24 protein-coding genes are annotated in these 25,029 nt (G+C 62.9%); 6 read left to right on the top strand and 18 right to left on the bottom strand.

Annotation, left to right across the window (positions count from 1 at the left end; translation table 11 throughout):
• The 4 genes from J5M56_RS14020 to J5M56_RS14005 form a co-directional block, all read right to left on the bottom strand.
• Entirely contained in the window at positions 1-852 is an 852-nt protein-coding gene (locus tag J5M56_RS14020) for an STAS domain-containing protein (protein ID WP_186478826.1), read from the bottom strand.
• A 273-nt stretch (positions 853-1,125) separates the two neighbouring features.
• The gene (gene gabP / locus J5M56_RS14015; protein ID WP_207937172.1) at positions 1,126-2,517 is read right to left on the bottom strand and encodes a GABA permease; all 1,392 of its coding nucleotides are present in this window, start codon (positions 2,515-2,517) and stop codon (positions 1,126-1,128) included.
• 365 nt (positions 2,518-2,882) lie between these two features.
• Entirely contained in the window at positions 2,883-4,226 is a 1,344-nt protein-coding gene (locus J5M56_RS14010) for an MFS transporter (protein ID WP_207937171.1), read from the bottom strand.
• 173 nt (positions 4,227-4,399) lie between these two features.
• The gene (locus J5M56_RS14005) at positions 4,400-5,350 is read right to left on the bottom strand and encodes a 2-hydroxyacid dehydrogenase (protein WP_207937170.1); all 951 of its coding nucleotides are present in this window, start codon (positions 5,348-5,350) and stop codon (positions 4,400-4,402) included.
• A 99-nt stretch (positions 5,351-5,449) separates the two neighbouring features.
• Here J5M56_RS14005 and J5M56_RS14000 point away from each other — a divergent pair, with 99 nt between their 5' ends.
• Positions 5,450-6,337, top strand: a complete 888-nt coding sequence (locus tag J5M56_RS14000) for a LysR substrate-binding domain-containing protein (protein ID WP_060479440.1) — start codon at positions 5,450-5,452, stop codon at positions 6,335-6,337.
• Between the two features lie 113 nt (positions 6,338-6,450).
• Here J5M56_RS14000 and gudD read toward each other — a convergent pair whose 3' ends face one another.
• Entirely contained in the window at positions 6,451-7,806 is a 1,356-nt protein-coding gene (gene gudD / locus J5M56_RS13995) for a glucarate dehydratase (protein WP_186478831.1), read from the bottom strand.
• 19 nt (positions 7,807-7,825) lie between these two features.
• Positions 7,826-9,178 carry an MFS transporter gene (locus tag J5M56_RS13990; RefSeq protein WP_207937169.1) on the bottom strand — a complete coding sequence of 451 codons (1,353 nt, stop codon included), beginning with the start codon at positions 9,176-9,178 and terminating at the stop codon, positions 7,826-7,828.
• Positions 9,179-9,438: 260 nt separating this feature from the next.
• Between J5M56_RS13990 and J5M56_RS13985 the strand changes: the two genes are divergently transcribed.
• Positions 9,439-10,137 (top strand): FadR/GntR family transcriptional regulator, encoded by a 699-nt coding sequence (locus J5M56_RS13985; RefSeq protein WP_207937168.1) that lies wholly within the window; start codon positions 9,439-9,441, stop codon positions 10,135-10,137.
• Between the two features lie 13 nt (positions 10,138-10,150).
• Here the strand turns inward: J5M56_RS13985 and J5M56_RS13980 are convergent, their stop codons facing one another.
• The 7 genes from J5M56_RS13980 to J5M56_RS13950 all read right to left on the bottom strand — a co-directional run bounded on the left by J5M56_RS13980 (position 10,151) and on the right by J5M56_RS13950 (position 16,505).
• On the bottom strand, positions 10,151-10,912 hold the full coding sequence (locus J5M56_RS13980; protein ID WP_207937167.1) for an ABC transporter ATP-binding protein: 762 nt from the start codon (positions 10,910-10,912) through the stop codon (positions 10,151-10,153).
• On the bottom strand, positions 10,909-11,970 hold the full coding sequence (locus J5M56_RS13975; protein WP_060479445.1) for an iron ABC transporter permease: 1,062 nt from the start codon (positions 11,968-11,970) through the stop codon (positions 10,909-10,911). The genes J5M56_RS13980 and J5M56_RS13975 overlap by 4 nt, the downstream gene beginning before the upstream one ends.
• Positions 11,967-13,082 carry an ABC transporter substrate-binding protein gene (locus J5M56_RS13970; RefSeq protein WP_207937166.1) on the bottom strand — a complete coding sequence of 372 codons (1,116 nt, stop codon included), beginning with the start codon at positions 13,080-13,082 and terminating at the stop codon, positions 11,967-11,969. The genes J5M56_RS13975 and J5M56_RS13970 overlap by 4 nt, the downstream gene beginning before the upstream one ends.
• Before the next feature lie 114 nt (positions 13,083-13,196).
• On the bottom strand, positions 13,197-14,207 hold the full coding sequence (locus tag J5M56_RS13965) for an NAD(P)-dependent alcohol dehydrogenase (protein WP_207937165.1): 1,011 nt from the start codon (positions 14,205-14,207) through the stop codon (positions 13,197-13,199).
• Positions 14,208-14,347: 140 nt separating this feature from the next.
• Positions 14,348-14,938 (bottom strand): HAD family hydrolase, encoded by a 591-nt coding sequence (locus tag J5M56_RS13960; RefSeq protein ID WP_060479448.1) that lies wholly within the window; start codon positions 14,936-14,938, stop codon positions 14,348-14,350.
• Entirely contained in the window at positions 14,935-15,804 is an 870-nt protein-coding gene (gene tesB, locus J5M56_RS13955; RefSeq protein ID WP_207937164.1) for an acyl-CoA thioesterase II, read from the bottom strand. Before tesB ends, J5M56_RS13960 begins: the two co-directional genes overlap by 4 nt.
• A 128-nt stretch (positions 15,805-15,932) precedes the next feature.
• Positions 15,933-16,505, bottom strand: a complete 573-nt coding sequence (locus J5M56_RS13950) for a GNAT family N-acetyltransferase (RefSeq protein ID WP_186478816.1) — start codon at positions 16,503-16,505, stop codon at positions 15,933-15,935.
• A gap of 167 nt (positions 16,506-16,672) precedes the next feature.
• Between J5M56_RS13950 and J5M56_RS13945 the strand changes: the two genes are divergently transcribed.
• The 3 genes from J5M56_RS13945 to J5M56_RS13935 all read left to right on the top strand — a co-directional run bounded on the left by J5M56_RS13945 (position 16,673) and on the right by J5M56_RS13935 (position 19,703).
• A complete protein-coding gene (locus J5M56_RS13945) occupies positions 16,673-17,359 on the top strand; it encodes a histidine phosphatase family protein (RefSeq protein WP_186478815.1) in 687 nt (228 codons plus the stop codon).
• 38 nt (positions 17,360-17,397) lie between these two features.
• Complete coding sequence (locus J5M56_RS13940) at positions 17,398-18,312, top strand: histone deacetylase (protein WP_060479453.1); 915 nt, start codon at positions 17,398-17,400, stop codon at positions 18,310-18,312.
• 149 nt (positions 18,313-18,461) lie between these two features.
• Positions 18,462-19,703 carry a TIGR03862 family flavoprotein gene (locus J5M56_RS13935; RefSeq protein WP_207937163.1) on the top strand — a complete coding sequence of 414 codons (1,242 nt, stop codon included), beginning with the start codon at positions 18,462-18,464 and terminating at the stop codon, positions 19,701-19,703.
• A 104-nt stretch (positions 19,704-19,807) separates the two neighbouring features.
• Here the strand turns inward: J5M56_RS13935 and J5M56_RS13930 are convergent, their stop codons facing one another.
• The 5 genes from J5M56_RS13930 to J5M56_RS13910 form a co-directional block, all read right to left on the bottom strand.
• Positions 19,808-21,139, bottom strand: coding sequence for a DEAD/DEAH box helicase (locus J5M56_RS13930; protein WP_207937162.1), 1,332 nt, complete (start codon positions 21,137-21,139; stop codon positions 19,808-19,810).
• A 57-nt stretch (positions 21,140-21,196) separates the two neighbouring features.
• Positions 21,197-22,111 (bottom strand): drug/metabolite exporter YedA, encoded by a 915-nt coding sequence (yedA, locus tag J5M56_RS13925; RefSeq protein WP_207937161.1) that lies wholly within the window; start codon positions 22,109-22,111, stop codon positions 21,197-21,199.
• A gap of 109 nt (positions 22,112-22,220) precedes the next feature.
• Entirely contained in the window at positions 22,221-22,826 is a 606-nt protein-coding gene (locus J5M56_RS13920) for a 3'-5' exonuclease (RefSeq protein WP_207937160.1), read from the bottom strand.
• Positions 22,827-22,835: 9 nt separating this feature from the next.
• Positions 22,836-23,315: an NYN domain-containing protein gene (locus tag J5M56_RS13915; RefSeq protein WP_027917740.1), complete on the bottom strand. Its 480-nt coding sequence runs from the start codon at positions 23,313-23,315 to the stop codon at positions 22,836-22,838.
• A 66-nt stretch (positions 23,316-23,381) separates the two neighbouring features.
• A complete protein-coding gene (locus J5M56_RS13910) occupies positions 23,382-24,140 on the bottom strand; it encodes a DUF2076 domain-containing protein (protein WP_207937159.1) in 759 nt (252 codons plus the stop codon).
• A gap of 156 nt (positions 24,141-24,296) precedes the next feature.
• Here J5M56_RS13910 and J5M56_RS13905 point away from each other — a divergent pair, with 156 nt between their 5' ends.
• Positions 24,297-24,953, top strand: coding sequence for a YciC family protein (locus J5M56_RS13905; RefSeq protein ID WP_186478810.1), 657 nt, complete (start codon positions 24,297-24,299; stop codon positions 24,951-24,953).
• Positions 24,954-25,029: the final 76 nt, after the last annotated feature.

Genomic DNA, 25,029 nt, shown 5'->3' with positions numbered 1-25,029 from the left:
TTATACCTGCTCGGCCAGGCTCACACCCATACGCGACAGGGCCAGCTTCAAGGCGTCGGCAAGGTTGGCCTTGGTGGTCAGGGTGCCAAGGTCCAGCCCCAGGTGCACGATGGTCTGGGCGATCTGTGGGCGAATGCCGCTGATGATGCAATCGGCGCCCATCAGGCGGATCGCGGTAACGGTTTTCAGCAGGTGCTGGGCCACCAGCGTGTCGACGGTGGGCACGCCGGTGATGTCGATGATGGCGATTTCCGAACCGGTATCGACGATGCGCTGCAGCAACGATTCCATCACGGTCTGGCTGCGTTGCGAATCCAGCGTGCCGATCAGCGGCAACGCCAGCACGCCGTCCCACAGTTTGACCACAGGCGTGGACAACTCCAGCAGCTCTTCCTGCTGGCGTTTGATCACGGCTTCGCGGGTTCTCTGGAAGGTACGCATGGTGTGCATGCCCATGCTGTCAATCAGCTCGGAAAGCACCCATTGCTGTTCGGCCAACTGCGTAGGGTTAGCGCTGTAGTGCGCCTGTAGCAAGCCGAACAGCGGCCCTTTGAGGGCGAAAATGAAGTAGACGGTTTGGTGGGAGTCATGGCCTAACTGGGCGCGGCTGGCGGACAGTTTCTCCAGGAACCGCCGGGCTTCGTCCCAACCGGCAGCGTTCAGGTCGCTGCCGCTTTGCGATTGCAGGCCATTGATCAGCGCCTGCAGAAATTCGCGGGTTTCCTGGGCGAGTAGCTGTTCCTTGATGTTACGGGTGGCGCCGCTGGCTTCGAGGCTTGCAGTCCACTCATTTAGCAGCTGTGCCTGATGGGTGGTGATCGCTTCCAACGTGCCGCCGTGCAGTGCTGCCATATGCTTCTCGCTCCTATGCGTTAAGGCCGGCATCCCCAGGTGTCCGCCGGCCTGCAGAAATGACATCTGCCCTTACAAATAGTTGTGGGGAATAGAAAAGATAGTTGCAATGAGCCACAACTGCGCGGCGTTTGCAATGAAGGCCCCATTGCGGAGCCCCAAAACTGCAAAACACCTCAACAGGGCAGTGCCAGTTAGTTGCACCCGCAATTGGCTCGACTAACTGGCACCACCCGTTCGAGGGCGTTTTTCGTTACTGCACGTTCACTCGCATCACCCCATCGACCGCACACCAACCGCCTGCGCATGGCCTCGCGAGGTGACGATGCCCAGGAAGGAAATCACGATCGCCAGGCCCAGGGTCGAACTCACTTCTGCGCGGTGCTCGGGCGTGAACATCATCACCGCCAATGCGCCAGCGATGAAGATGATCACCGCCCACGTCAGGTACGGGAACAGCCACATGCGGAATTTCAACTCGGTGTTCTCGCGCTCCAGGCGGCGGCGCATGCGTAACTGGGAGATGGCGATAACCAGGTACACCAGCAGCGCAATGGCGCCGGAGCTGGCCAGCAGGAACTCGAAGACGCCCTTGGGTGCGAAGTAGTTGAGGATGGCGATGGCGGCGCCGATCAAGGTGCTACCAAACACCGCCGCACGGGGCACACCCACTTTGGAGGTCTTGTTGAGGAACGCCGGTGCATCACCGCGCTTGGCCAGTGAGTACATCATGCGCGAGGCGATGTAGATCGACGAGTTCATGCAGCTGGTCACGGCCACCAGCACCACCAGGTCCACCATGAAGCCGGCGCTGGGGATGTTCATGATTTCCAGTGCACGCTGGTACGAACCCACCACTGCCAGTTGTGGGTCGTTCCACGGCACCACGGAAATGATCACGAAGATCGACAGAATATAGAAAGTGCTGATCCGCCAGATCACCGAACGGGTGGCCTTGGCGATGTTGCGCGAGGGGTCGCTGGATTCGGACGCCGCGATGGTCACCGCCTCGGTGCCGATGAAGCTGAACATCACGGTGATGAAGGCGCCGACCACCGCCGACCAGCCGTTGGGCGCGAAGCCGCCGTGCTCGGCCATCAGCGTGCTCAAACCGCTGACCTCACGGTTGGGCAGCCAGCCCATCAGCGCGGCGAAGCCCAAGCCGATGAAGCCGAGAATCGCCGTGACCTTCAGAATGGCGAACCAGAACTCGAACTCACCGTACTTGGCCACGCTGAACAGGTTGGTGCCTGCCAGCAGCAGCACCGAGGCCAGGGCGAAGATCCAGCTGGGGATATCGGGGAACCAGGCATTGAGCACATGCCCTGCCGCCAGCGCTTCGATGGGGATCACCAGTACCCAGAACCACCAGTACAGCCAGCCGATGGTATAGCCGGCCCAACGGCCGATGGCTTGGTCTGCGTAAGTGGAGAACGACCCAGTGTCTGGGTGTGCGACGGCCATTTCGCCGAGCATGCGCATCACCAGCACCACCAAGGTCCCGGCGACGAAATACGAAAGAATGGTAGCTGGCCCGGCCGCCGCGATGGCGTGCCCGGAACCTACGAAAAGTCCGGCACCGATGATGCCCGCAATGGACAGCATCGTTACATGACGTGGCTTGAAACCTTGCGCGAGGTTGCCATCGGATCCCACGGTGTTCATTGATCTTGTTCTCTTTTTGCTGACACAAGGAAGGGCGGGCAGAGGGAGGCGAAAATATCTCCTTTCAAATCAATAAGTCGACAGGATACAGGTGCTTGTTTGTTGGTATTGGGCACAGGTCACAGAGCAAGCTGCTGGTGAGGTTCGGGCTTCATTTAAGCCCCGCAAGGCTGTGGGAAATTACACGAGAACGCCTCAGAACTGTTCGATCACGACAGCGGATTTCCAGAAACGCCAAATGTCGCCCATGGCCTGTCCAATCGCGCCAACGCTGCCACCCGGGGCTTTCAGTTTTCATTTGGATGTGTGCGCACAGGCAAAAAAAAGCCCCGGTATCCCGGGGCCTCTGTTGCTCAGGCGTCTGCCTACGCCTGCCCAGTACGCTCGAAGCGTTTGGCCAGCAACAGGTAAGCGAAGATCCCCAGCACGCCATGGGCGGCCACGAACCAGAGTGCGTTGTGGAACGAGCCAGTGCTGGCGACCACGTAGCCGATCACCAGCGGGGTGACGATACCGGCGATGTTGCCAATGCCGTTGAAGACACCGCCGCACAGGCCGACCATCTTCTTCGGTGCCACATCCGACAGCACCGCCCAGCCCACGGCCGCCAGCCCTTTGCCGAAGAAGGCCAGGGTCATCAGGGCGATGACCGCGGCGTTGCCATCCACATAATTGGCCAGCACCAGCGTGGTGGACAGCGCCATACCGATCACGAAGGGCGTCTTGCGCGCTTTGGACGGGTGCACACCACGGCGAATCAGGTAGTCGGAGACGAAACCACCGAGAATCCCGCCGGTAAAGCCGCAGATGGCTGGCAATGCGGCGACCCAGCCGGCCTCCATGATGGTCATACCACGGCCTTTGATCAGGTAGATCGGGAACCAGGTGATGAAGAAGTAAGTGAGCGCGGTGATGCAGTACTGGCCCATGTACACCGCCCACAGGTTACGGCTGGTGAACAGCTGGGCGACTTCGACGCGGGTCGGTTTGCTCTTGGCCGTCTTACGTTCCTTTTCAAGGTCCACCAGGGCCCCGCCTTCGCGCATGTAATCCAGCTCTTCGCGGCTGAGCCCCGGTGCGCTGTGGGGCTCGTGATACAAGCGGAACCACACCACGCTGAGCACAAGCCCCAGTACGCCCATCCAGATGAACACCTGCTCCCAGCTCAGGGTGTGAGTCATCCACGCCATCAACGGTGCGAACACCACTACGGCCATGTATTGCGCGGAATTGAACAAAGCCGACGCAGTGCCGCGCTCACGGGTGGGGAACCAGCAACTGACGATGCGCGAATTGGCCGGAAACGCTGGCGACTCCACCAACCCGAGCATGAAGCGCATAGAAAACAGCGCCACGGCCGCCGACACGCCCGCCAGGCCCAGCCAGCCGACGGTGCCTTGCAGCAGGGTGAACAGGGACCAGAGGATCAGGCTGATGCCATACACCCGGCGCGCGCCGAAGCGGTCGAGTAGCCAGCCCCCCGGCACCTGGCCCAGGGCGTAGGCCCAAGCGAAGGCGGAGAACACCATGCCCAGCATCACCGGGTCGAGGCCAAGGTCTTTGAGCACCTCGGTGCCGGTGATCGACAACGTGGCGCGGTCGGCGTAGTTGATGACGGTGATGACGAAGATCAGCGCCAGGACCAGGAAGCGATGGCGACCGATCCCGGCCCCGGCCTGCGATGCGGCGACGGCGGATTTGCTGTTCATTTGGCCCCTCTTGCTTCTCGTGGGAAGCGTTTGTTCTTGTGTGAAGGTATGGCCCGTGGGCCTTGTGTTGCCTGTGCTGCCCGCTTCGCGGCTGAACCCGCGAAGCCCTATGGCCTACGCAGTTTTCAGCACCTGCGCACTTACCGTGGCGCGGCTTTAACCGCGAAGAGGCCCTAACGCCCGGTGACGCGGTTCGGCGGCGCCTCGCCACGGAAACAGGCTTCTAGGTTGTTCAACACCATGCGGCCCATTTCCAGCCGGGTCTGCAGCGTGGCACTGCCACGATGCGGCTGCAGCGCCACCTGATTGAGGTCACGTAGCGCCGGGGGCACGTTGGGTTCGTCGACGAATACGTCCAGCCCGGCCCCGGCGATGCGCTGTTCACGCAAGGCATCCACCAACGCCTGCTCATCCACCAGCTTGCCGCGCGCCACATTGATCAGATGACCCTGCGGCCCCAGCGCATCGAGCACCTCGGCCGTCACCAGCACCTGCCCGCCATCGGCAGACGCCGCGACCACCAGCACATCCACCGAGCGTGCCAAGGCCACCAGGTCAGGCTCATAGCGGTAGCCGCTTTCTGGCTGCTCGCGCCGCCCGTTGTAGGCAATGGCCATGTCGAATGCTGCTGCGCGCCGTGCGATGGCCTTGCCAACCTCGCCCAGGCCGACGATGCCCAACTCGATACCACTGACCTTGCGCGCCAGGGGCAAGTTGACCGTGCCCCACAATCCGTCGCGTACCAGCCGCTCACCTTCGCCCAGGCGGCGCAAGCTACTGATGATCAGGCCCATGGCAAGGTCGGCTACATCGGCGGTCAGCACGCCCGGCGTGGTGGTGACCTGAACGCCGCGGCCAGCCGCATGGTGCAGGTCTACGGCGTCGGTACCGATTCCGCTGATGGCAATGATTTCAAGAGCCGGCAATTGGTCCATCAACGCATTCGACAGGCCCTTGGCGCCACCTGTGACTACGCCGCGAATGCGCGGGCCAACCTCGGCGAGCAACTGTTGCGGTTGTTCGTACTGGTACAGGCGGTGCACGTTGTAGCGGCTGACCAGCTCGGCATCGATGGCCTCTGGCACAGGCTGGGTCAGCAGTATGTCGATGGTAGGGTTGTGCATGCTGGGCTTCCGGCAGTTCGAAGACATGACTCGATGCTAGGCCCGTATTTGATACAGGTCTAATATAGATACTGGATTGAATAATTCAGGAATTGAATCATGGAGCTGCACCAACTGCGCTGTTTCGTCGCTGTCGCTGAGGAGCTGCACTTCGGCCGCGCCGCCACACGCCTGCACATGACCCAGCCCCCGCTGAGCCGGCAGATCCAATTGCTGGAGCACTCTCTTGGCGTGCTGTTGCTTGAACGCAATAACCGCCAGGCGCGGCTGACCCTGGCAGGGCAAAGTTTTTTGCAGGATGCCCGGCGCATCCTGCAGGTAGCTGAATCGGCCAGCCAGTCGGCGCGGCGTATCGCCCATGGCGAAGCAGGCAGACTGACCTTGGGCTTCACTGCCGTGGGCGCCTACAGCATGATCCCGCGCTTGCTGGTGCATGCCGGGCACACCTTGCCTGACATCGAACTGGTGCTGCGCGAACGGGTGTCGGCAACCCAGGTGCATGACCTTGAAGCGGGCCTGATCGATGTCGGCCTGGTACGCCAGGTGTTGCCAAGCGCCCGCGTGCAATACCTGCCGATCCACCGCGAACCGTTCCTCGCTGCCCTGCCCGCCGGGCACCCATTGGCGGCGCGCAAGCAGCTCAGGCCGAGCGATTTCGACGGCGAGGCATTCGTGATGTACAGCGCCAGCGAGGGGCGGTACTTCCATGACCGCATTGCCAACCTGTTTGCCCAGCATGGGGTGCAGCCGCACTACCTGCATCAGTTGGGGCAGACGCATTCGATTCTGGGCCTGGTCAACGTCGGGTTGGGGTGTGCTGTGGTACCGGCTTCGGCGCAGGCGCTGCGCCTTGAACAGGTGGTGTTCAAGCCGCTGGAGGGAATGGAGCAGCAGGCTGAGATCTTCCTGGCGTTTTGCCGGGATAATCCGAACCCCGTGCTTGAGGGTTTTGTAGAGATGGCGCGGGCATTTTTCGAAGCTGGGTAGATAGCGGTGGCTTGCTCGCGGGTAAGCCGCCCCCACAGGTATGGAACTGTCCAGGCCCGCAAGCCTGTGCAAAACCCATGAGAGCGAGGTCACCCGCGAACAGGCCGGCAGCCTCAACGCACCATGCAAGGCCGCTTGTTATCGAAGCGCCAGCCTGGGATCAAAAACTGCATCGCCACGCTGTCATCGCGCGCGCCCAACCCCATGTTGCGGTAGCACTCGTGGGCCTTGGCCAGTTGGTCTTCGTCCAGTTCCACGCCCAGCCCCGGCCGCGCCGGTACCCGCACATGGCCATCGACGATGCGCAGGGGGTCGCGGGTCAGGCGCTGGCCGTCCTGCCAGATCCAGTGAGTGTCGATGGCGGTGATGTCACCCGGCGCCGCCGCAGCGACCTGGGTGAACATCGCCAGCGAAATATCGAAGTGGTTGTTGGAGTGAGAGCCCCAGGTCAGGCCCCAGTCGTTGCACATCTGCGCCACGCGCACCGAGCCCTGAAGGGTCCAGAAGTGCGGGTCGGCCAAGGGAATGTCCACCGACTGCAACTGGATGGCGTGGCCCATCTGCCGCCAATCGGTCGCGATCATGTTGGTGGCCGTGGGCAGGCCAGTGGCGCGGCGGAACTCGGCCATCACCTCACGGCCTGAGTAACCATTTTCCGCACCGCACGGGTCTTCGGCGTAAGCCAGCACGTGGTGTTTGTCGCGGCACAAGGCGATGGCTTCCTTGAGCGACCAGGCGCCGTTGGGGTCAAGGGTGATACGCGCTTCGGGGAAGCGTTCGGCCAGGGCGGTGACCGCTTCCATTTCCTCCTCGCCGCGTAGCACCCCACCCTTGAGCTTGAAGTCACTGAAGCCATAGCGCTGCTTGGCGGCTTCGGCCAGGCGCACGACGGCTTCCGGGGTCAGCGCCTTTTCATGGCGCAGGCGGAACCAGTCGTCGTCGGCATCGGCTTCGTTACGGTAGGCCAGGTCGGTCTGCTGGCGGTCACCGATATAGAACAGGTAGCCCAGCATCTTCACCGCATCGCGCTGCTGGCCTTCGCCAAGCAAAGCTGCAATTGGCACGTTCAGGTGCTGGCCGAGCAGGTCGAGCAACGCCGATTCGATGGCCGTCACCGCGTGCACCGTGATGCGCAGGTCGAACGTTTGCAGGCCGCGCCCGCCGGCATCGCGGCTGTCGAAGGTCTGGCGCATGGCATTGAGCACGCGCTGGTAGTGCCCGATCGGCTGGCCGACCACCAGGCTGCGAGCGTCTTCCAGCGTTTGACGGATGGCCTCGCCACCCGGCACTTCGCCCAGGCCAGTATTGCCGGCGCTGTCACGCAGCACGACGACATTGCGGGTGAAGTAAGGGCCGTGGGCGCCACTGAGGTTGAGCAGCATGCTGTCGTGGCCTGCCACGGGGATCACGCGCAGCTCTGTGACCACAGGGGTTTGTGCATGAACGGCGGGGTTGGTCTGCATATTCATCATTGTTTTCTCGCAGTGATCAGTGGGTCTGGCCCAAGGCCGAAGGTGCCTTGAGCTCGTCAGTGGGGGCGCCCTTTGGGCGAATGCGTACGAAGAATACGGCGATGGCTGCCAGCACCGAGGTCACGGCCAGGCCATACAGGCCGCCCTGGATCGACCCGGTCTGCTGCTCCAGCAGGCCGAAGGTGGTAGGGGCAACGAAGCCGCCGAGATTACCGACCGAGTTGATCAAGGCGATCACGGCCGCAGCGATGCGTGCGTCCAGGTAGCCTTGGGGGATGGGCCAGAACAGCGACGAGGCCGACTTGAAGCCAATGGCCGCGAAGCACACCGCAACGAAGGCGAACACCGGGCCGCCGGTGGTGGACATGAACATGCCGATGGCCGCAACCACCAAGGCACCTGCCACCCACGCCTGCTGGAATTTCCAGCGCGACGAGCCAGCGGCGAACGCGTACATGGCGATGATCGAGATCAGCCACGGGATGGAATTGAAGAAGCCGACCTGCAGGTCACTGAGGTCGCCCATGCGTTTGATGATGCTGGGCAGCCAGAAGGTGGCAGCGTAGATGGTCAGCTGAATGCAGAAGTAGATCAGGCAGAACAGCAGGATCTGGCGGTCCTTGAGCAGGCTCCAGGCCGATGGCTTCACCGCGCCGGCGGCTTCACGCTCACGTTGTTCACGGTCGATGGTCGCTTCCAGCGCCTGCTGTTCGGCCGGGCTCAGCCATTTGGCATCCTTAGGCTTTGAGTCGAGCCAGAAGAACACGAAGAAGCACAGTGCTACCGAGGCCATCCCTTCGATGAACAGCATCCACTGCCAGCCATGCATGCCCAACCCTTGGATCTGCATCAGCGCGCCGGCCAAGGGGCCGGAAATCAGCGATGCCAGGGCCGAGCCGCTGAGGAAAATGGCGATGGCTTTGCCGCGCTCGGCGGCCGGCAACCAGCGCGTGAAGTAGTAGATCACCCCAGGGAAGAAGCCCGCTTCGGCGACCCCCAGCAGAAAGCGCAGCACGTAGAACTGGGTTTCGTTCTGCACGAAGGCCATGGCAGTGGCCACCAGGCCCCAGGTGAACATGATGCGGGTCAGCCACAGCCGTGCACCGACCTTTTGCAGCAACATGTTGGACGGCACTTCGAACAATGCATAGCCGATGAAAAACAGCCCGGCGCCGAAACCAAAAGCAGCGGCGCTGATGCCCAGGTCGCTCTCCAGGTGGGGGCGGACGAAGCCGATGTTGACGCGGTCCAGGTAATTGACGATGAACATGATGACGAACAGCGGCAGGACATGGCGTTTGACCTTGGCCACGGCACTGGCCAAAGCGTCGCCTTCATTCCGGGCAGACGGAGCGAGGGTGTCGTTCACAGGTAGATCTCCCACTAATTGTTTTTGTGCGGGTCGAGGTTGTCTGACATGACAGTGGAACGGAGCATATGCCTCGCGAGGTTGTACGACAAGATGCCGATCATCGCGAAAATTGCTTAATACAAGCAGCTAAAAAAGCTAATTGAGTCGATCGTGTCTATAAAGGCTTGTAACAGACCGACACACAGATGAAAAAATCCTGCAAAAAAAATTTTGCCAGGCTAACTTGTCATACAAGCTGACCTACCCCGGAAACTGCCATGGACCACGCCAGCGTAAAACGTAGCCACAGTCGCACCCACGACCTGGTATCGAGCCTGACCCAGCAGATTCTGTTGGGCACCTTCAAACCAGGGGACAGGTTGCCCTCGGAGAACACCCTGGTGCGTGAGCACGGTGTCAGCCGCACTGTGGTACGCGAAGCGCTATCGAAACTGCAGGCCTCAGGCCTGGTAGAGCCGCGCCATGGCATCGGAACCTTCGTGATGGAGCGCCAGGGCCCTGCAGGTTTGCGGGTGGGCGCGGAGAATGCGGCGAGCGTGCGTGACCTGCTGGAGCTGCGCATCGGCCTGGAAGGCCAGGCAGCTGCGCTGGCTGCGGTGCGCCGCAGTGACGAACAGCTGGCACGCATGCGCAAGGCGCTGGATGACTACCAGGATCGAGCGGCGGCCGGGGACAGCTGCATTGAGGCAGATCGGCGCTTTCACCTGTTGATCGCCGAAGCCACCGGCAATCTGTACTTCAGCGAGATGATGGCGCAGTTGGGCAACGGCCTGATCCCGCGTAACCGTGTGGCCCTGGCCGAACGCGCCGGGGCCAACCTGGCGCGGCATGCGTACCTGGCCAACCTTGAGCACGAGGCCATTCTCAATGCCATCCGCCGGCAAGACCCGGATGCCGCACGGGCAGCGATCTGCCTGCACCTGTCCAACAGTCGGGACCGACTACTGCCAGATTGAGTGCTGCAGTGCATCAAGCCAGGGCCCGGTCCACCAGCACCTGCAAGCGCCCCTGCGAACAACGCTCGACCCGCGCCTGAACGCCATACACCTCGGCCAGTAGCGCAGGTTGCAGCACCTGCTGGGGTGCCCCGCAGGCCACTACCCTACCCTCGCGCAATACCACCAGCCAGTCGGCATGGCTGGCAGCAAGGTTGATATCATGCAGCACCGCCACGGCCAACGAGCCATGCGCAACCACCCGCTCGCGCACCGCCCCCATCACCCGCAATTGGTAATGTAGATCCAGCGCACTGGTCGGCTCGTCCAGTAGCAGCACCTGGGGGTTACGCGCCAACAACTGGGCCAGCGCCACCAGTTGCCGCTGGCCACCTGACAGGCTATCGAGGGAACGCTCGGCCAGCGCCTCGATCCCCAGGTGACGCAGGGCCGCGTAGGCGCTACGTAGCAAGTCGTCTTCACCGGCCACACGCAGCGCCGCGACAATGCTTTCCAACACCCCCAGGGCAATCCCCGGTGGCAATTGCTGGGGCATATAGGCCAAACGGCGCGCACGCTCGGCAAAGCTCAGCCGGTTCACGTCCTGGCCATCCAGATGCAGACTGCCAGTCATGCGCTCAAGCCCGGCAAGCGCACGCAGCAAGGTCGACTTGCCCGCACCGTTCGGCCCGACCAGCGCCACCAGGCTACCGGCCGGCAGTGCCGGCAGGCTCACCCCGTGCAGGATCTGCCGCGCACCATAGGCGACCGCCACGTCCTCGATCAGCAAGCTCACAGTTTTCGCCCCCGACGGAACACCAGCAGCACGAACACCGGCACCCCGACCAGTGCCGTCACGATGCCTACCGGCACGATCACACCAGGCAGGATCAACTTGCTGGCAAGCGACGACAGCGACAGCATCAGCGCCCCTACCAGCGCACTGGCCGGCAGCAGAAACCGCTGATCCTCACCCACCAGCAGGCGCGCTATGTGTGGCCCGACCAGGCCGACAAAACCAATGGTGCCGACGAACGCCACCGCCGTGGCCGACAGCAGGCTGATACGCAGCAGCGAAGCAAAACGCAGGCGCCGGGTATCCACACCAAAGCTGCGCGCGCGGTCCTCGCCCATGCGCAGCAATGTCATGGCCGGGGCTGCACGCAGCGAGAACGGCAGTAGCACCGCCAGCACCAAGGCCAGAATGCCCAGTTTCTGCCAGTCGGCCCGGGCTACGCTGCCCAAGGTCCAGAACACCAGTTGCTGCAACACGTCCTCGGTGGCCAGCAATTGCAGCAGCGAAACCAGCGCATTGCAGCTGAATACCAGCGCGATACCGAACAGCACCAGGCTCTCTACACCGGCACCGCGCAAACGTGACATGGCCTGCAGCAGCACCACCGACAGGCAGGCGAAGGCGAAAGCCATCAGCGTCACCTGCGCGCTCGGCGCCAGCCAGGTGATAGCCAGTGGATAGGCAATCGCCAACGATGCTCCAAGCGCTGCCGCCGACGACACGCCAAGGGTGAAGGGGCTGGCCAGCGGGTTATCGAGGATCGCTTGCATTTCGGCGCCTGCCAGGGCCAAGGCTGCGCCCACCAGCACGGCCATCAGCGAGTACGGCAGGCGCACGTTCCAGATGATCACCCGTTCGGTTGCGCTCAGCGTGGCCGGGTCGAGCATGCCATGCAGCAGTTGCCCAAGGCCCATGCCCGACGCACCGCTGGCCAGGTCGCACAGCACCGACAGCAGCAACAGCAGTGCCAACGCCAACACCAGCAAGGCCCGCCGCCACAGCAGACGACGGTAGTGCCAGGCGGCGCGCGCCGCACCGTCATGAGCCAACGCGGTCACTTGGCGTCGACCCAGTACTGGCCGTCCAGGCCTACTTTGAGCATTTGATTGATTTCGCCCATGGTGGCCTGCGGGTCGATATCTTTGAAGCGCTCAGGGTGCACCCACTTGGCCATGGCTTCGATCGCAGGGATGTTGAAGGGCGAGTTGTAAAAGTCATGCCAAAGGCCGTGAGCCTGCCCCGCCTGGATGGGCCGTAGCGGCGCGAATTCGGGCCGGGCAGTGATCTTCGCCAGGCTCTGGCGAGCGGTTTCAAGCGAGACACCTGCCCCAAGCAGCACGCCCGGTGCGCGGTTGCCGGTGGCGATGTAGACATCAGGGTCGGCCTGCAGCACATATTCGACGCTGACATCCCCAAGGGCCCCCGGCACTACATCGGCACCGATGTTATGCCCGCCGACCGCTTCGATCACGCTACCCAAGCCGCTTTTGCCAGTGGTATGACCCGGCGCCTGCCAGACACCTGGCAGCAACTCCAGGAACACCTTCGGCCGCTGGTCAGCCGCCAGCGTGGCCACGCGCTCATTGATGCGCGCAAGGTGGCGCTCATACAGGCTCAGGTAAGCCTGCGCCTGCTGTTCACGCCCCAACAATGTGCCTAGCGCTTGCATGCTGACCCGCGTGTTGCGGATCGGGTGCACGCGGAAGTCGATGAACAGCACCGGGATGCCAGCCTTCTCCAGCAAGTCGGCCACCGGGCTGTGCTGGGTTGGCCCTTCGCCGGCGATGCTGAAGATCGCAAGGTCCGGCTTGAGCGCAAGAATCTGCTCGGCGCTAACGCTCTGCTCCGAGGCCTGCCCGATCAAGGGCAGTTTGGCGACCTGGGGGTATTGCTTGGCGTAAACCTCATAGGTATGCGGGTCGAGCAGGCGCATATCGTTCTGCCAGCCCACCACCCGCTGGAACGGGTTGTCGCGGTCGAGCAGCGCCAAGGCGAAGAACAGCCGCCCTTCACCCAGCACGATGCGCTGCGGGCTGTGGTCGACTTCAACCTTGCGCCCAAGCACATCGGTGACCTCCAGCGCATGGGCGGTGCGGGCGGTACCCGCTAGGGCAGCCAGCAACAACAGCGCCAGCAGCAGGCGCTGGGGTAATAGGCAAAGGCGGTACATCGGGGGAATCCTCTTGTGGAGAATCAGTCGCATCTGGTCCGGCGCATTCTAGCCAGCCGCCTTCCCCTGCCGATGTACGCAAATGTAGTGGCTTGTCCAAGCCTCGTTACAGTTCTACCAAGTCAGGCAAATCTTGCCGAAATGCCGGTTGCTCTCTTGGTAGCGAAACGCTTCGACGATCTGTTCCAGCTCGAAGTGCTTGTCCACCACTGGCCGCAAACCATTGGCATCGATCGCCCGGATCATCGCCTGCTGCTGCGCGCGGCTGCCCACCAGCACACCTTGCAGGCGGATCTGCCGCACCAGCGCTTGTACCAGCGGCAGTTGCCCGGCCACGCCGGTAAGGATGCCGATCAGCGACACATGCCCGCCAATGCGCGCGGCGATCATCGACTGCTCGAGCGTTGCCGGGCCGCCTACTTCGATGACGTGATCGACCCCGCGATTGCCGGTGAGCTCACGGACTTTTTCGCCCCATTCTGGGGTACGTTGGTAGTTGATCAGGTGGTCGGCGCCGAGGGCTTTGAGGCGTTCGAGCTTGGCGTCGCTGGATGATGTAGCGATGACCGTGGCACCTGCCAGCTTGGCAAACTGCAGGGCGAAGATCGAAACGCCCCCCGTGCCCTGCACCAGCACCGTATCGCCAGGCTTGAGGTGGTCATCGCCCATGAGCGCACGCCAGGCGGTAAGGCCGGCGGTGGTCAATGTTGCCGCCTCGGCATGGCTGAAACCCCGAGGCGCCAAGGTGAAAGAGGTTGCCGCAGCGGTGACCTGCTGCCGGGCATAGCCATCGATGCCGTCGCCGGGCACACGGGCAAAACCTTCGACATTGGCTTGGCCGTCGAGCCAGTCGGGGAAGAATGTGCTGACGACGCTGTCGCCAACTTTGAACTCGCTTACACCCGCGCCAACCGCTACCACCTCGCCGGCCCCGTCGGCCATGGGGATACGCCGCTCGCTCGGGCCCCACATGCCGCTCACCACAGCGAAATCGTGGTAGTTGAGGGAACTGGCCTGCAGCCGCACGGTGATTTCACCGGCATTGGGCGCCGGGGCTTCGCAGGTGCCGACTTCGACCTTGTCGTAGCCGCCGCCGGGTTGTACAAAAATGGCTTTACTGGTCATGACCAAGGCTCCATTGCCAATGAGGATTGGCGTTCAGCATAGCCAGTGCAGACTTACCTGTGCCGGCCTCTTCGCAGGTAAACCCGGCCCCACAGGGCCAGCTCGAACCCGCGAAGAGCCCTGCACGAACAACAGACAGTTCAGCCCAGCATCATCCGCAGTGCCCGGCAATCGGCCGCGTGCCAATCCACCAGTTCAGGCCATGGGTTGTCCGGCAGGTTCACCAGCACCGTGCGCGCACCCGCAGCCCGCCCGCAGTCCAAATCGAAGCGGTAGTCGCCGACCATCACCATTTCCTGGGGCGCCACGCCCCAGCCCTTGGCAATTTTCAGCAGCCCATCGGGGCTCGGCTTGGGCTGTGCCTCATCGCGCCCGAGAATGTGCTCGACATCGAAGCAGTCAGCCAGGCCAATGGCCTGCAGCGTCACATGGGCAAGCTCCCGCGCATTGCGGGTCAGGATACCCAGCCGGCAGCCGCGTTCGGCCAGCTCGCGTACCAGCTCCACCGCCCCGGTAGCCGCTGTCGAATCGACCGCCAACTGCCGTTCGTGCTCCAGCAGCCACGCATGCTTTTGCGCCGCCTGCGCCGCTGGCAGCGCGGCCAGGTGGGTGAGGATGTCGTCCTCGGCCGGAATGTCCAGGGCTACACGGATCGCCGCGAAGTCGTGCACCGCTACGGTAAGGGTGCCGTCCATGTCGAACACCCAGTTGCGAATCTCGCTCAGGCTCATGCCCAGTCCTTCCGGTGACGGATCAAGCCTTCCTGGGTGGACGACGCCACCAACTGGCCTGCGCGGTTGAAGATGCTACCGCGGCAGAAGCCACGGGCATTGCCGGCCCACGGGCTGTCTGTGGCATACAGCAGCCACTCGTCGGCACGCAGGTTGCGGTGGAACCACAGCGAGTGGTCGAGGCTGGCGATCTGCATGTCGCGCTGCCACACCGACTTGCCGTGGGGCAGCAGCGAGGTGGTCAACAGACCGAAGTCGGAGGCATAGGCCAGCAGGTATTTATGCAGCGCGGGCACGTCAGGAAGGCTGCCGTCGGCGCGGAACCAGGCGTACTTGACCGGGTCGCCGGGTTTTGGGTTGAACGGGTCACGCTCGCTCACCGGGCGGATCTCGATCGGTTTGGCGCACAGCACCTTGTCGCGGATGCGCTCGGGCAGCTTGTCGGCATGGGCGCTGGCCAGCTCCACTTCGGTCGCGAGGTTTTCCGGGCCCACCACATCGGGCATCTGCACCTGATGCTCGAAGCCTCCTTCGTCATACTGGAACGACGCACTGCAGGTGAAAATTGGCTGGCCCTTCTGGATCGCCGTCACCCGCCGGGTGCTGAAACTGCCGCCATCGCGCACGCGGTCGACCGAGTACACCACAGGCAGGCTTGCATCGCCTGGGCGCAGGAAGTAACCGTGCAGCGAGTGCACATGGCGTGCATCCTCGACCGTCTGGCTGGCAGCCGACAGTGACTGGCCCAATACCTGGCCGCCGTACAGTTGGCGGAAGCCCAGGTCCTGGCTGCGGCCACGGAACAGGTTTTCCTCGATCGGCTCGAGGCTCAACAGGTCGACCAAGTCGTCCAACACGTGACTCATCGGGGGTTCTCCTTGTAGGAACGAGCCTTGCTCGCGATGCTCGGTTTCACAGGCGCTGAACGTTTTCGGCGAGCACCTTACAGTCGGCAAATGATACAGGCTTTGCTATAGATACCGCGCATGGCCAGTCATTCCGTTCGCAGCGTCTGCTCCCAATGCGCACGGTCGATGCGGTACAGCACATGGGGGCGCAAAGGGTGGCCAATGGGCAACCGCGGGTGTTCGAAGCTGCCGTTGACATCTTCGATCATACCGATGGCCTGCATGACTTTCTGCGACGGCAAATTGCTCTTGCTGGTGAACGACACCACCTCTTCCACGCGCAACTGGGCGAAAGCGCAGCGCAGGCAGGTCCACGCAGCCTCGCTAGCGAACCCCAGCCCCCAGTGGCGCCGCGCCAGACGCCAGCCGATCTCCACCGCCGGGGCGAAGGGCGCATCGAAATTGACATTCAACAGCCCCGTCATGCCGATAAACGCGCCGCTGTCCTTGCGCTCCAAGGCCCACAGGCCAAAGCCGTATTCGTTGAAGTGCCCGCGAACCCTGCCGATCAACGCAGCAGCTTCCAGGCGCGTCATCGGCGCCGGGAAATAGCGCATCACCTGGGGGTCGGCACACATCGCGGCGAACTCGCGCAGGTCATCATCGTGCCATTGGCGCAACACCAGCCGTGCGCTTTCCAGTTGAAGGATTGGGGTCATGGGGCGAACTCCGGTTTTGCGGTGGGGCATCTTACAGCGTAGGCGCGGCCAGGGGTTTCACCCAGCAGGCAGCCACCGGAACGCATTTTTCACACCCCCTTCACCGTAGCCCCACAGCTGGCTGCGCAAAATGCCCAGCAACTACCGCCGCGCCATTGGAGTGACGCATGCATCCGAGCAGTACCTTGGGCTACCCCGCCATCAACGCACCTCGCAAGTGGCGCATGTCGCGCCAGGCCCTGGGTGCTGTTGTCGGTATATGCGTGATGCTCGCGGCGGTCACTACCTGGCTAGCGACGAGGACCCCTATCGTGGACCTTGGAAACGAACAACAGCTTAGCGACAGCGGCCTGCTGCAGGACTGGGCCGACGGCGCGGTAATCGTGATGATCCGCCACGCCGAGCGCTGCGACAGCGCCCCCGGCCCTTGCTTGAGCGACCCCACTGGTATCACCGTGGCTGGCAGCGAGGCCGCCGCGCGGGTGGGCGAGGGTTTGGGCAAGCTGGGCCTGGCCGGCGCCGATATGCTGGCCAGCCCCAAGCTGCGCACTCAGCAAACGGCGCACTTCATTCTTGGCCAGGCCGTAACGAGCCAAGCCTGGTTGGAGCACTGCGACAATCAGTTCGCCAGTGAGTCCCTGGCGCACAAACGTGCGGGGCATAACCTGGTGCTGGTGACCCACAACGGCTGCATCGACCACTTTGCTCGCCAGCAAGGCGTTGCCGGGGGTGAACGCGAGAGCAACTACGCCAGTGCGCTGTTCGTTTCGGTGGACGCCAAGGGTAAAGCGCGCGTTCTTGGCCGTTTGAACGAACCCGATTGGCAACGGGTATTGGCGAGTACGGGGCGATAACTGGCAAGATCAGCGCTGGCCCCGATTGCGAACTCCCCATGCCGTTGCCGCTGATCTACCACGAAGACTACAGCCCGGAATTCCCCGCCGAGCATCGCTTCCCCATGGACAAGTTCCGCCTGCTGCACGATCACCTGGTCGAAAGCGGGTTGACTACCGACCAAGCCCTGCTGCGCCCGGATATCTGCCCCAACGATATCCTTGCCCTGGCCCACGACCGCGGTTACATCGAGCGCTACATGAGCGGTGAGCTGTCGCGCGAAGACCAACGCCGCCTCGGCCTGCCCTGGAGCGAGGCACTGGCCCGGCGCACGGTGCGGGCGGTTGGCGGCTCGCTACTGACCGCCGAGATGGCGCTGCAGCACGGCATCGCCTGCCATCTGGCCGGTGGCACCCACCATGCGCACTACGACTACCCGGCGGGCTTCTGCATCTTCAATGACTTGGCGGTGATCAGCCGCTACCTGCTCGAGGCCGGCCGTGTACATCGGGTACTGATCTTCGACTGCGATGTGCACCAAGGCGATGGCACTGCCCGCATCCTCCATGACACGCCCGAGGCCATTACCGTGTCACTGCACTGCGAGCAGAACTTTCCAGCACGCAAGGCCCACAGCGACTGGGACATTCCCTTGCCTAGGGGCATGGGCGACAACGCTTACCTGAACGTGGTGGAAGATGCGCTGAACTACCTGCTGCCGTTGTATCAGCCCGATCTGGTGCTGTATGACGCGGGCGTGGATGTGCACAAGGACGATGCGCTGGGTTACCTGCAACTGACCGACGCCGGCCTGGCCGCGCGGGACGAAAAGGTAATGCGCCACTGCCTGGGGCGCGATATTCCGGTGGTCGGCGTGATCGGTGGAGGCTACAGCAAGGACCGCGAAGCTCTGGCCAAGCGTCACGGCATTCTTCACCACAGCGCGGCGCGGGTGATGGGTTGTTCACAATGACTGTGGAACCGCTTGTGGATAACCTGCGGGAAAGGCGCTGTAGCCCTTTAATGGCCTGGCCTGCAGAGCACTGATTATTTTTTGACCAGTGCTCAAGCGCCCCGTGCTGCGCTAAACTACGCGGCCTTTTCCACAAGCTGCTGCCCACCATGCCCGAATTGTCCCCTGCATCCCCTCCCCTGGCCGTTGTCATCGGTGGCGGCCCCGCTGGCCTGATGGCTGCAGAAGCCATGGCCCAGGCAGGCCTGGCAGTGGAGGTGTTCGATGCCATGCCTTCGGTGGGCCGCAAGTTCCTGCTGGCGGGTGTGGGAGGTATGAACATCACCCACTCGGAGGCTTATCCACAGTTCGTTTCGCGCTATGGCGAGCGTGAAGGCCAAATCGACGGGCTGCTGCGCGACTTCGATGCCGATGCCCTGTGCCGCTGGATTCACGGTCTGGGTGTCGACACCTTCGTCGGTACTTCGGGTCGAGTGTTCCCCACCGACATGAAGGCTGCCCCGCTGCTGCGCGCCTGGCTCAAGCGCCTGCGCGATCAAGGCGTGGTTATCCACACCCGCCACCGTTGGCTGGGCTGGAATTCAGACGGGAGCTTGCGGATCGCTTATCCACAGGGGGAATTGCAGGTCGAAGCTAGCGCAGTTGTATTAGCCCTGGGTGGCGCCAGCTGGGCCAGGCTTGGTTCGGACGGCGCCTGGCAGCCGGTGTTGGCCGAGCGTGCTGTGGATATCTCGCCCTTGCGGCCCAGCAACTGTGGTTTCGAAGTGGCAGGCTGGAGCGACGTGCTTGTGGATAAATACGCAGGCGCGCCGCTCAAGAACGTCGCGTTGAGCGTGCCTGGCATGGCGCCGCGCAAAGGCGAGTTCATTCTCACTGCGCAAGGCGTTGAAGGCAGCCTGGTATACGCCTGGTCGGCGCCGTTGCGCCAGGCGATCGAACAACAAGGCCAGGCTCGTCTGTTGCTTGACCTGCTACCGGACAAGCCTGTGGAAAAAATCGTCCAGGCGCTGGCCAAGCCTCGTGGGTCAAGGTCGATGGCCAAGCACCTGCACAGCCAGTTGGGAATCGACGGGGTAAAGGCTGGGCTGTTACGCGAGCTGACTGACCAGGCGACCTTCGCGCAGCCCCAGGCACTGGCACAAGCGATCAAGGCCTTGCCGATCACCCTGGTACGCACACGGCCGCTGGACGAAGCCATCAGCAGTGCCGGTGGTGTGCGTTTCGAGGGGCTGGACGAAGGGTTGATGGTGCGCGCACTGCCGGGTGTGTTCTGTGCCGGCGAGATGCTGGACTGGGAGGCACCGACCGGGGGGTATCTGCTGACGGCGTGTTTCGCCAGTGGGCTAAAGGCCGGACGCGCTGCTGCAAGCTGGCTGAAAGCCCAGAGTTGAACGCAGTTGACTTGCGGGAGGGGCTTAGCCGCGAACACGGGCGCAGCCCGTGCCATCCACCGCGGCGAATTTTTTGCGGATAAACCCGCTCCCAATGGGCCTGCTTAGGGTTTGCGCTTGCGTGGCCCGCTGTTGAAACTCGGCACCTTGCGCACTGCCTTCACCGAAGGCTCCGCCGGCCCCGACTCGGTACTGTCCATCCAACGTCCCAACCCCCGTTTAGCGCTGTTCTCTTTCGGCTTCTTGGGTTTTTTCGGTTTCTTGATCACCTGGCCGCTGGCATCGGTCATCGGTACCCGGTGCTCGGGGATAAAGTCAGGCTCCTCATGGCGCGGCAGGGTCTGCCGGGTCAGCACTTCGATGGCCGACAGCATCTGCACTTCATCGGCGCATACCAGGGAAATCGCCTCGCCCTTGTTACCGGCGCGGCCGGTACGGCCGATACGATGCACGTAGTCCTCGGCCACAATGGGCAGGTCGAGGTTGACCACCAACGGCAGGTCGTCGATATCCAGGCCACGGGCGGCGACGTCGGTCGCCACCAGCACCTGCACCTCCCGCGCTTTGAAGCTGTCCAGCGCGCGCTGCCGGGTGGCTTGCGGGCGGTCGCCGTGGATACCGTCGGCATTCACGCCTTCGGCCAACAAGCACTCGACCAGTTGATCGACACCGTTACGGGTTTTGGCGAACACCAGCACTTGCTTCCAGCGCTGCTTGCGCAGCAGGTGCATGAACAAATCCGCCTTGCGCTTTTTGTCCACCGGCACCAGCCATTGCTTGACCGTGGTTGCCGCAGCGTTGCGCGGGCTGACTTCGATACTCAGCGGATCGTTCAAAGCCAGGCCCGCGAGCACACGGATCTGCTCGGAGAAAGTGGCAGAGAACAACAGCGTCTGACGCTTGCGCGGCAAGGCGGCGTAGACCGATTGCAGCTCCTCGGCAAAGCCGAGGTCGAGCATGCGGTCGGCTTCGTCGAGCACCAGCGTTTGCACCTGGTTGAACTTCACCGCGTTCTGACGGAACAGGTCGAGCAAACGGCCGGGGGTGGCCACCAGCAGGTCGACGCCACGGCGCAGGCGCATCATCTGCGGGTTGATGCTGACCCCGCCATACACCGCATAGGTGCTCAGCGGCAGGTTTTCCGCATATTCGCGCACGTTGTTGTGCACCTGCTCGGCCAGCTCGCGGGTCGGCACCAGCACCAGGGCGCGGATCGAATTACTGACGACCTTCTCACCTTCCAGGGCCAGGCGCTGCAGCACAGGCAACGCGAAGCCGGCTGTTTTGCCGGTGCCGGTCTGGGCTGCGGCCATCAGGTCACGACCAGCCAGCACGGCAGGGATGGCCTTGGCCTGGACCGGGGTGGGCGTGGTGTAGTCGAGCTGCTGCAAGGTACGCAGCAAGGGTTCGATCAGGCCGAGTTTGGCGAAATTCATGGCAATACCGTCAGAGGGGGTTCAGCGAAGGCGGCAAGTTTACCGCATCCCCTCGGGCTACTTGCAGATTTCGCCGTTCAACGGCGGCTGCGGTGCCTTGCGCCATTGCGGCAGGCCAATCAGCACCACAGCGCCAATGATCACCGCCATGGCCAGGCATTCCTCGGTGCCGATCTGTTCACCGGCAAACACGATGCCCAACAATACGGCTACTGCAGGGTTGACGTAGGCATAGCTGGTGGCAGCTGCTGGGCGCACGTTCTTGAGCAGGTACATGTAAGCACTGAAGGCAAGAATCGAACCGAACAGCACCAGGTAGGCCAGCGCAGCCCAACCGGCCGCAGTGGGCATGTGCGTCATGCGCTCACCGGACAGTACGCTGGCGATCAACAACACCGCGCCACCCACCAACATCTCGGCGGCACTGGCCATGGGGCCCTGAGGTAAGGGCAGGCTTTTGCTCCACACCGAACCGAACGCCCAAGACGCTGCTGCGAACAGCACCAGCGCCGCACCCACCGGGCTGGCTTGCAGGTTCGAGCCCAGGTTGAGCAGAGCGATGCCCAGCAGCCCGAGCATGATCCCGGCCCATTCCAACCGCGAGTTGCGATGGCCGAACAGCAAGCCGAAAAGCAAAGTGAACAGCGGCACCGTAGCCACCGCCAACGCCGCTACGCCCGAGGCCACACCGGCATGCTCGGCCACGGTCACGCCGCCGTTGCCACAGCTGAGCAGCAGAAACCCGATGGCACCTGCCGCTCGCCATTGCCGCCAGGTCGGCGCTGGCACCCCGCGCCAACGCAAAAAGCCATACAGCAGGCTGCCCGCGATCAAAAAGCGCACGCCCGCCATCAGCATCGGTGGCCATGACTCGACACCAATGCGGATGAACAAATAGGTGGAACCCCAGACCAGGTAAAGGGCCAGAAAGGCCCCAACGAGCAATAGTGGAAAGCGACGGGAGGCAGGCATGGCAGACAACTCAGAAATCCGTTTTCGGGCGACCGAGTTTAGGGCTGCGTGCAATGGAAGATAAGTTACAAATCAGTGCGAAATTAACGGCACACTTTCGTACCGCCAGTCACACAAGCTTGGCCAACGCTTCACGCATTTTCGCTGCGGGTGTCTTCTGCAACCGGCACAGCAGCTGGTGGGAAAGCTGCTGGACCCCATGGGCCTGGCGCAGCACACCTGCCAGATGTTGCAGCAGGTTGGCCGCCATCTCGGCATCGGCCATCGCCCGGTGCGCAGTACCGGTGTTCGGCAGCCCAGCCCAACGGGTCAGGGTACCCAGCTTGTGGTTGGGCGCCGCCGGCAGCAGGCGCCGCGACAGCAGCAGGGAACAGGCGAAGGGCTGCTGACGGCTGCGGCCAATGCGGCCCAGTTCGTAGTCCCAGAACTTCTGGTCGAAAGCGGCGTTGTGGGCTAACAGCGGCGTTTCCCCGACGAATTCGGCGACCTCGTTCATCACCTGGTCCACAGGTGGCGCATTGCGCAGCATGCTAGTGGTGATGCCGGTCAGCCCGGCGACGAAGGCCGGCACCGGCACGCCAGCGTTCATCAGGCTCTGATAACGCTCGACGATCCGCCCGCGTTCGAGCATCACCACCGCCACTTCAGTGGCACGGCAGCCGGCACCGGGGGAGATGCCCGTTGTTTCAAAGTCGATGACCGCAATACGTTCCATAAAAAAACCTTAGTGCTTGAGCAACAGCGCGCCCTCGATAGGCACATAGCGGGTGGCAGCGCGAATCAGCGACAACGCCGTGAGGCCAGGCACGCCATACACCACTGCCTCGGTACCATGGCGCTGGATGACCCGTTCCAGCAACAGGTCAAAATCACCATCCCCCGAGGCCAAAACCACTTGGTCGACCCGGCTGGCCGCATCGATCACATCCAGGGTGATGCCCACGTCCCAATCGCCTTTGGCAGAGCCATCACTGCGCTGGATGAACGGTTTCAGGCGTACGTCGAACCCCAGGTTGCGCAGGATCTGCTGAAATTGCTGCTGCTTGCTATCACCCCGGTCGATGGCATAAGCCACGGCCTCGACGATCTCGCCTTCACGGCTGACGTCCTTCCACAGCGCGGTGTAGTTGAAGTGGCAGCCATGGGCCTGGCGCACGGTGTAGTAGAGGTTCTGCACATCGGCGAACAGCGCGATCTTTTTCACCACATACCCTCGACATGAAAAGGGGCGCAGAGCGCCCCTCGAATTGCCGCCAGTATGCCAGAGCGATCAGACGAAGGTATCGTCGTCCGAGAAGAAGCCACCGTCGTCGTTGCCGTAGTCACTATCGGCCCAACCGCCTTGGTCGTTGTTCCAGTCACTGTTGTCGGCGACCTGCTGTTGCCCGCCCTGGTCGTTCCAGCCGCCGCTGTCGCTGGCCGGGGTCGGCTCTTCTTTGATCACCTCGACCACTTCCTCAGGCTGCGAGTGGTGGTTGAACAGGCTGCTGATGCCTTGTGCCAGCAACACGCCACCGGCAACCCCAGCAGCGGTCTGCATCGCACCACCCAGGAAGCTACTGGCACCGCTGCGGGCCGGCGCCGCGCCGAAGCCTGAAGGTTGCGCCTGAGCCTGTGGTTGCTGTTGCGCCGCAGAGAAGCCTGGCGCACTTGGCTCGCGCCAACCGCCGCCGGAGGCGACCGGCGTGCTAGGGCGCTGCGGCTGATTCGGCTCTGGCGTGCGCGCGCCAGCACCGAAGATGCTGGAAAGGAAACCGCCGCCATTGCCGCTACTCGCCCGCGTGGCCTCAAGCTGTGCCCGGGCCTGCTTGAGCTCGGCTTCCAGTTGTTTGTTCTGCTCGTCCAGGCGCTTGAGCGCCGCCTCCTGAACCAGAATCGCCTGGGCCATGTAGTAAGGCGCCGCCGGCTGCTGGCGCACATGCTCCTCGATCCGCGCCTGCGCCTGGGCATCACGCGGCTGGCTGGGGTCTTCGGCTTGCTTGATGCGGCCGAACAAGCCGTCGATCAGAGTTTGTTCATCAGTGTTCATTGGGCTACCTCGTGGGGTGAGCAGGACATCGGACATGCCAAAGATGGGGCGCACGGGCCGCAGATTCAATCATCGTACGGGTGAAACTTTTTTCAGCCAACGACCGCTCTAGGCTAAAGTTAGGCCCCAGCTTTTACTGCCGTGCGATGTTGACTGATGAATCCGCTGAGCGTTCTACGCGACTCCCTGTACTTCTTCCGCCGTCACCTGGCCAGCATCATCCCGCTGTGCCTGCCGCTGGTGGTGCTCGAGGCCTTGACCACCGAACTGCTGTATCGCCAGTTGGGTGATCAGGCCTCTGCCGCCTACGGCATGCTGATCAGCCTGTTGTTCTACCCGCTCTACAGCGCGGCGCTGATCCTTTACCTGGATACCCGCAGCAACGGCCAGCCAATCCCCAAACGCGACCTGTTCGCCCGCGCCGTGCAACTGTGGCCGCAGCTGGCGTTGTTGGTATTGATCAGTTCGCTGCTGATCATGGCCGGCCTGGCACTGCTGGTGTTCCCCGGCGTGTGGATCATGATCAACCTGGTGTTCGCCGAATACCTGCTGGTACTGCGGGGCCTACCGGTGGTGCAATCGATGCGCGAAAGCGCACGCATGACCACTGGGCACTTCATGCGCATCATGATTTGCGTACTGGGGGTGCTGGCACCGATCTGGCTGATCGACGGGCTACTGATGATGGCCTTCCCCGAGCCTGCGCCAGGTGTGCAACTGGCCTTGGATAGCCTTAGCGGCTTCCTGCAGCTGTTCAGTACCGTAGTGCTGTACCGCCTGTTCATGTTGCTCGAAGGTCAAGCAAGCGCCTGAGCGGTGCATGGACCACGGCCTAGAGGAAGCCATTCTGCCTCCCAGGCACCGCGTACAAGCCATAGGGTTGGGTCTT

This window comes from Pseudomonas sp. 51_B, from assembly GCF_017491595.1.
In the GTDB taxonomy this organism is placed as follows: domain Bacteria; phylum Pseudomonadota; class Gammaproteobacteria; order Pseudomonadales; family Pseudomonadaceae; genus Aquipseudomonas; species Aquipseudomonas promysalinigenes.
The sequence above is the reverse complement of the archived record's forward strand: the minus strand, read 5'-3'. Positions and strand labels throughout refer to the sequence as shown.